At 35.8% G+C, this 8,034-nt stretch carries 3 protein-coding genes and 2 pseudogenes; 4 read left to right on the forward strand and 1 reads right to left on the reverse strand.

Features of this window, described 5'->3' with window-relative positions; all coding sequences use genetic code 11:
• Positions 1-2,579: pseudogene (locus F6K54_RS35435) on the reverse strand (hypothetical protein); the annotation flags it as partial.
• An 818-nt stretch (positions 2,580-3,397) separates the two neighbouring features.
• On the opposite strand from F6K54_RS35435, the gene F6K54_RS35440 reads away from it, so the two are divergent.
• The 4 genes and pseudogenes from F6K54_RS35440 to F6K54_RS35455 all read left to right on the forward strand — a co-directional run.
• The gene (locus F6K54_RS35440) at positions 3,398-3,688 is read left to right on the forward strand and encodes a type IV pilin-like G/H family protein (protein ID WP_293088437.1); all 291 of its coding nucleotides are present in this window, start codon (positions 3,398-3,400) and stop codon (positions 3,686-3,688) included.
• Positions 3,689-3,873: 185 nt separating this feature from the next.
• Positions 3,874-4,758 (forward strand): UTP--glucose-1-phosphate uridylyltransferase, encoded by an 885-nt coding sequence (locus F6K54_RS35445; RefSeq protein WP_293088439.1) that lies wholly within the window; start codon positions 3,874-3,876, stop codon positions 4,756-4,758.
• A 69-nt stretch (positions 4,759-4,827) separates the two neighbouring features.
• Positions 4,828-7,788: an alpha/beta fold hydrolase gene (locus F6K54_RS35450; protein WP_293088441.1), complete on the forward strand. Its 2,961-nt coding sequence runs from the start codon at positions 4,828-4,830 to the stop codon at positions 7,786-7,788.
• Between the two features lie 30 nt (positions 7,789-7,818).
• Positions 7,819-8,034: pseudogene (locus F6K54_RS35455) on the forward strand (hypothetical protein); the annotation flags it as partial.

Consider the following 8,034-nt stretch of genomic DNA (forward strand, 5'->3'; position numbering starts at 1 on the left):
TTTTCGATGAAGCTATTGAAGGTAAACTTATTGACTACACCGACTATAGCATTTATCTCTGTCTGGTTGATAATTTCAATGTTGCTAGTAAACTGTAGGTTGCTAGCATTAAACTGACTGATATTTTCTAGCTCAATTTCAAAGTCTTCAATAATCTCAAACTCGCTGCCATTATATAAGACTAACTGGGTAGTACCTTCGATGGTTGCTAATATTAGAACTGAGTTTTGCAGAACAAGGGTTGATAGTCGTTGTTGGAGAATTTCTAGACTAGCAAAACTTTCTTCTTCAAAAACTAAGCAGTTTGCTTCAACTTCTCCCATAGACTCAGCAGTGATATTAGTGATGGTGAAGTTTTCTACTGATACATTAAGTGATGTTAGTATCTCAGCATTAATTTCTATCTGGTCTACTGTTATATCAAAGTCATCGTCATCATCATCATCATCATCATCGTCGTCATCATCATCATCGTCGTCATCATCATCGTCGTCATCATCATCGTCGTCATCATCCATATCATCGTCGTCGTCCATATCGTCATCATCATCCATGTCATCGTCGTCGTCCATATCGTCATCATCGTCGTCCATATCGTCACTATTTTCGATAATCAAGAGATTATCTATATCAATTTCTATGTCAGTAGAGAAGTTTGCAATGACCTGAACTGAACCTCCTTCTGAAAAAGCAAAAACAGTTTGGTCTAATTCATTTGTATAACTCAAGAAAACTGAACCAGTTACACCCAATTCAGTTAATCTTGTTTCTACTTCTGTTATGGAAGTAAATACTTGGTCTATGACTAAAAAATTGGCATTTCCTATTTGTTCAGCACTGGTAAAGACTGATACTACTGCTCTGGTTAAACTCTCATTTGTCAGATTACCAAAAACTTCTGACTGTAATTTAATAATATCTGTATTTGCATCAAAATTTTCAATCAGAACACCACCTTCAACTGTACTAATAATAAAGAATTCATCTGAATTATCCGTAGCAGTAACCGTTTCAGTCTCTGCCGTAATTTCAATTTCATTGAAGAGGCTAAGGTTCAAACTACTAAATGATTCTATGTTAGTTATTACCTCATCAAATTCTTCAAGAATAGTAACTTCTTCAGAGCTGCCATTTGAGAAAACTAAGACTGTTTGCCCTCCAACATTAGCAACAGCTAAAACAGCATTATTACTAACAAGAATATCTAATCTTTGTTTAACTTCTTGTGTAGTCTCAAATGTTTCTGTTTGGAAAATTAATAAATTTCCTTCTACCGCTTCAATATCATCAGCAGATTCTATAACAATACTGGTTAGAGCATCTAAAGTCACTCCTAATTCTTCTAGTATAGAAACACTAATTGCTACTTGATTTTCTTCAAAAATTGAGAAGCTATTTGTACTAATACTGAGGTTATTTTCAATGCTAAATTCTGTTAGATTCGTAATTGTTTCATACTCAGCAATTGTTGTGATTTCTGTTCCATTAAATGATGCTAATATGGTACTTTCTGATGTGTTGAATAAAAATATAGCTGCGCTATTAAAATTAATACCTACTAACAATTGTTGCAGTAATGTAATATCAATTTCTTCTGACAGAACGAAAAAATTACCATTAATTTCTGTAGAACTTTGATTAATTATTGAAACCTGAAGTTCTGTAAGCTGACTAATTCCTAGTAATTCAAGTAAGGAAAAATCAATATTAATTACTGCCCCATCTTCACCAAAATTAATTTCGCTATCATTATCATCAATTTCAGGAAAATTAATATTATCTTCTACTAAGTATTCAAAGTTTTCTGGAGTTAATTCCCCTTTCTTCACTGATACTCTGGCAATAATATCTGTTACATCATCTTGGAAGTAAGCTAATGTACCTTTTTTCCCATTATCATTTTCATCAAAAAAGATAAAGCTTGGGAGGTTTTCATTTAAACCATCAATACCATCTAATAAACTTGAATTACTCAGTAAGTTTGGTACATCATCATCGTCAACATCAGTAAATGTGACAAGATTTAACCCTCCAGTGGCAGCAGGATCAAAGACTCCGGCCAGGAAACCAAATTTATCTTCGTCAACTTCAAAGTCAGTAATTTCATCTATTCCTTCACCAATAGCTGTATAAACAAATATATCTTCGTCGGAACCACCACGGAGTTTATCGTCACCCAAGCCTCCAACCAGGATATCCTCTCCTTTCTTACCTTCGATATCGTCATCATCATCACCACCAAAAATTACGTCGTCGCCATCATCTCCTTTGAGCTTGTCTTCTCCAGCACCTCCAGAAATGATATCATCATCCTTCCCACCTTTAATATCATCATCACCTTCTTGGCCAAAAATCAAGTCATTATCATCATCGCCTTCAATCTTGTCGTCATCGGGGCCACCAGTAATAGTATCATTACCATCATTACCTTCTAGATCATCTTTTCCATCTCCACCATCAATCAAATCATTACCATCTTTACCTTCAATTTTATCGTCACCCAGGCGACCAAGGATGATATCATCTTGTTGTGTACCATTGATATTATCGTTTCCAAGTAATCCAATAATTTGAGCCATTTTTTTTCCTTACTAATATGTTGTGTTGAGGCGTTAGCTGTATTGAGGAATCTAGATTTTTCTTTATTTTTAGAGTTCTCTGAGTCTTAACAAATAAATTATTAGACATCTCCAGAAAAGAGGGAACAGGGAACCCACCCCTAGCCCCTCCCAGGAGGGGAGGGGAATAATTGATAATTTATGGATAATAATTGATTTTATTTTTGTTTTTTGGAGATGTCTATTAGTTAAAAATAGAGCAATGTTATTAGAAAAATCCAGAGTTTTTTCCTAATAAATATAGGTATAATTTTTCCTAGATATTATTTTTGTTTAAATTATTTCAATCATATATCTAACTAGAAAAAATTATAAAGTTTTAAATTTTAACTTTCTTCCAATGCACCCATAAATTTATTTTCTTTTATATATACTACCTTTTGTTCTCAATAATGCCAACGTTTTTTTTTAAATTTAATACTTTTATACTATAAATATATTTTGATTGAATATTAAAAATCATTAAATTCCTTAACTTAGAAATATAAAATCGGTACATTATCTATCCACCTATGATATGAAAATATTTGTGAGACAATTTTAGGAAGAAAGCCAAGCAAATTATAACTAAAATTGTCAAGAAACTTAATATAGTAATCCTATTTTACTTGTGTATAAAAATCTTATCGCTTTTAGGGAATAGGGAATAGGGAACAGGGAACAGGGAACAGGTAAGAGTTTCAGTTTTTTATCTACTTTTTGATTACCCGCAACTTATTTAGGATTGCTATAGTATTAAAAAATTAAAAGCCGATCGTAAAACTAGACACTCAGCAGAAATGGAAGAATTTTCAGATAACATCTCTTATTTAGGGTTAGGCATCAGGTTAGAAACTGAAAGTTACTTATACGATATTAGCAAGATAAATTCTAGTCGTTATGTCATCTCTACTGCTACTGCCAAAGACAAACAATTAAAAAGTTATTCTGGTATAGTTTATGTTGATATAGTTTATATTGATTACGATATTACTAAATCAATGATTTGTGAAACTAACAAACCTTCATTAACAGCACCTGATGATTTTGAGTATTTTGAGAAATGTCCATCAGGGTCTTCTGAATTATGATATTACAGCTAATTCCATTTTGGTGAGGTACACCCGTCGCGGGCAAGATACTTCCTCGCGAGCAAGATGCTCGGACTGGGAACATTTAATTGTTAATATCTGTACTTCATATACTTGGAATCTGCTGTAAATCTGAATCAAGATATTCATCATCATTTATTGATTAACCAAAAAACTAAAATTATATGACAGAATCAAAAGCAAAAGTGAGAAAAGCAGTAATTCCAGCAGCAGGTTTTGGTACGCGGATGTTTCCAGCGACTAAAGTTGTCAAAAAAGAACTATTTCCCATCATTGATAGAGATGGTAAAGCAAAACCGATAATTCAAATAATTGTTGAAGAAGCCATAAGTGCCGGAATAGAGAATGTGGGAATAGTAATACAAAAAAGCGATTTTCAAGTTTTTACAGATTTTTTCCAAGCTATCCCTAGTTATTATTATAAACTTTCACCAGAAAAACAAGAATATTGTGAATATTTACAAAATTTAGGCAGTAAAATTACTCTATTAACTCAGTCAGAACAAGCAGGTTATGGTCATGCAGTTTTCTGTGCTAAAGAGTGGGTTAAAGATGAACCTTTTTTGTTATTACTAGGAGATCATATTTATGCTTCTGAGGTGAAAAAATCTTGTGCAAGTCAAATTTTGCAAATCTACGAACAGACCAATAAAAGTGTAATTGGAGTGAGAATAATACCAGGAACAGAAATACATCATTATGGTTGTATTAGTGGGAATTTAGTTGCCGATGGCATAATTAATATAGATACAATCTATGAAAAACCAGAACTCAATTATGCCAGACAAAAACTTCATGTGGCAGGAATGAAAGAAGATGAATTTCTAGGAGTTTTTGGCATATATTTATTGACAGCCAAAATATTTGATTACCTAGAAGAAAATATCAAACAAAATGCTAGAGAAAAAGGTGAGTTTCAACTGACATCTTGTTTGGATAAATTGCAAAAAACAGAAGGAATGAACGGGTATTTGGTAAAAGGGAGATGCTTTGACACTGGAATGCCAGATGTGTATTGGCAGACAATGATTGATTTTCGTAATACTTGAGATTATCATTGTAGAGAAAAATTCAGATCTAATCTAAGCATGGATAAATTTACAAAACTACCAAATAATATGCAATTTAACACTCTAATAGACCTCCTACACCATAGAACCCTAAATCAACCTGAACAACCAACCTATACTTTTCTCCAAGATGGTGAAACAGAAGCTAATACTCTTACCTATCAAAGACTAGAACAACAGGCAAAGGCCATAGCAGCAAATCTTCAATCCCTAGATGCTAAAGGTGAAAGAGTCTTGCTATTGTACGCTCCTGGACTAGAATTTATGGCGGGATTTTTTGGCTGTTTGTATGCAGGAGCGATCGCTATACCCGCTTATCCACCTCGCCCTAACCAGTCCCTCTCAAGATTAGAAGCAATTGCAGCAGATGCTCAAGCAAAGTTTGCTCTTACTACTACACCTCTCTTAGCTTACTTAAAAAGTCGCTTTGCTGAAAATTCCATATTGGCAAAAATGCAGTTACTAGATGCTAACAATATTATTGATCAAAACCTGGAGTCGGACTGGCAAGAACCTGCTATCAATAGTGATACCCTCGCTTTTCTGCAGTACACTTCTGGTTCGACTGGAAAACCGAAGGGGGTAATGATAAGTCACAAGAATATTCTGCACAATTTAGCTATGGGTTATGAGCAGTCTGAGACTACACCCGAAAGTCACACAGTGACTTGGTTGCCCTTTGGTCACAATACAGGGTTAGTGGTCGGAGTTATACAACCTCTCTACGGTAATTTTCCTGTGAAAATTATGTCACCGTTGGATTTTCTGCAAAAACCTTTCCGTTGGTTAATGGCTATTTCTCGTTACAAAGCTACTCAAAGTCTCGCTCCTAACTTTGCTTATGACTTAGTTTGTTTTCAAACAACTCCTGAAGAACGGGAAATGCTTGATCTAAGTAGTTGGGAATTGGCTGTTAGCGGTGCTGAACCTGTTCGTGCAGAGACCTTTAAGCGGTTTATCAAAACTTTTCAACCTTGTGGTTTTCGCCCAGAAGCTTTCACTGCAGGTTATGGAATGGCAGAGAGTGTTATGGGTATTAGTTTAGGGTTAAAAACAGAATCTACAGTTATTCTGAATATTGACAAAACTGAGTTTACTAAAAACCTGGTTGTGGTAGGAGTTGACGAGAGCGATAGTACCCAAAAAATCGTTGGTTGTGGTCGCGCTGGTTCAGATGCAAAAATTGTCATTGTTAACCCGGATACTTTAACCGAATGTTCGAGCAACGAAGTAGGAGAAATTTGGCTTTCTAGTCCTAGTGTTGCTCAAGGTTATTGGAATAGACTAGAAGCAACTGCAGAAACTTTTCAAGGTTATTTAAAAGATACAGAACAAGGTCCGTTTCTCAGAACAGGTGATTTAGGATTTTTGCTCAATGATGAATTGTTTGTTACTGGTCGTCTCAAAGATTTAATTATTATCCGAGGAAGTAACCATTATCCCCAGGATATTGAGTTAACGGTAGACAGAAGTCATCAAGCTTTACGACCTAGTTGTGGTGCAGCGTTTTCCGTAGAGGTAGAAAGTGAGGAAAGACTGGTTATTGTTCAGGAGGTTCAGGAAAGTTACTTGGAACAACTGGATGTAGATGAGGTTGTTAATGCTATCCGTCAAGCTGTATGTGAACAGCATCAGTTACAAGTTTATGGGGTATCGTTGTTGAAAACAGGAACTATCCCTAAAACTTCTAGTAATAAAATTCAGCGTTATGTTTGCAAAGCAGGTTTTCTGGAGGGAAGTATTGATGTGGTTGGCAGTAGTGTATTCCAAGATTTTGATTTGTTAGAAAAGGAAAAGCAAGTCTTTTTGGATAGAAAAACACTCTTAGCTACCACACCCGAAAAACGTCAGGAATTACTAATATCCCATCTTCAGATTTTAATCTCAAATATTCTCCAAGTAAATTCATCTCAATTAGACTGGGAACAACCTTTAACTAGCATGGGATTAGATTCTCTGACAGTTGTTGAGTTGAGCGATATTCTACAAGAAAGTTTGGGAACATCTTTTCCAGCAACACTAATTTTTGAGTATCCCACAGTTGCAGCTTTAGCTAATTATTTGGCCGAAAAAGTGCTTTCCCCGGAACCTTCTACAAATTATGATATTGGGTTAGTTACCGATGAAAATTTAGATTCGGGTTTTGCTTCCCCTGTGATAGCAATTCAACCGAAGGGTTCTAAACCTCCTTTCTTTTGTATTCCTGGAGGTGTAGGAACTGCATTTTATCTGCACTCTCTAGCTTTTCATCTCGGTCAAGACCAACCATTTTACGGACTACAAGCACGAGGAATGGATGATCGAGCAGAACCTCAAACAAATGTAGAGGCGATCGCTGCTGACTATATCGAGGCATTAAAAAATATTCAACCTACAGGTCCTTATTTCTTGGGAGGTCATTCTTTCGGCGGTCAAGTAGCTTTTGAAATATCCCAACAGTTACAAAAACAGGGAGATGAAATTGGTTTACTTGCTGTTTTTGATATTCCTGCTCCTTTATTTAGTAGTATCGTAATTGCTGGTTGGGATGATACTAAATATGTGAGTGAGGTCGTGAGGTTATTTGAATACTTTTTAAAGGAAAATTTAGAGATATCCTACAATGATCTGAAGGTTTTCTCTCCTGATGAGCAATTAGATTATGTTACCGAGCGATTAGTGAAAAAGCTTCATGTCCGTCCTTCTGAGGCAGCTAAAAGACAAGTGCATGGTTTTGTCAAGGTTTTAAAAGCTAGTGTTTATGCTATGGGTCATTATCACCCAAAGAAACTTTATCCAACTCCTATTGCTCTTTTCCGCAGTAGTGATGTTCGTGTTTGGAGTACTGCTATTGGTGTGACTGATGCTATGCGTAACCAACTCCAAAAGAACTCATCTTTAGGTTGGGAGCAACTGTCTAAAAGTTCTGTGGAACTTGAGACTGTTCCAGGGGATCATATTACTATGATGCTTGAACCCCATGTTCAGGTGTTAGCAGAGAGACTCAAAATTTATCTTGATCGGGCATAATATCAAATCCGGTAGCATCGGTGTAATTAGATGGGGAGATGGGGAGATGGGGGGATGGGGAGATGGGTAGATGGGGAGATGGGGAGATGGGGGGATGGGGAGATGGGGGGATGGGGAGAGGGGGAGATGGGGAGATGGGGGGATGGGGAGATGGAGAAATATTTGGTAATGGTTGAAGATGGAACATTTTTTTATACCGAATTAAACGAATTTGATATAAAAATTTGCTATTTAGGGTTTGCTGAA

Source organism: Okeania sp. SIO3B5 (assembly GCF_010692555.1).
Taxonomy (GTDB): domain Bacteria; phylum Cyanobacteriota; class Cyanobacteriia; order Cyanobacteriales; family Microcoleaceae; genus Okeania.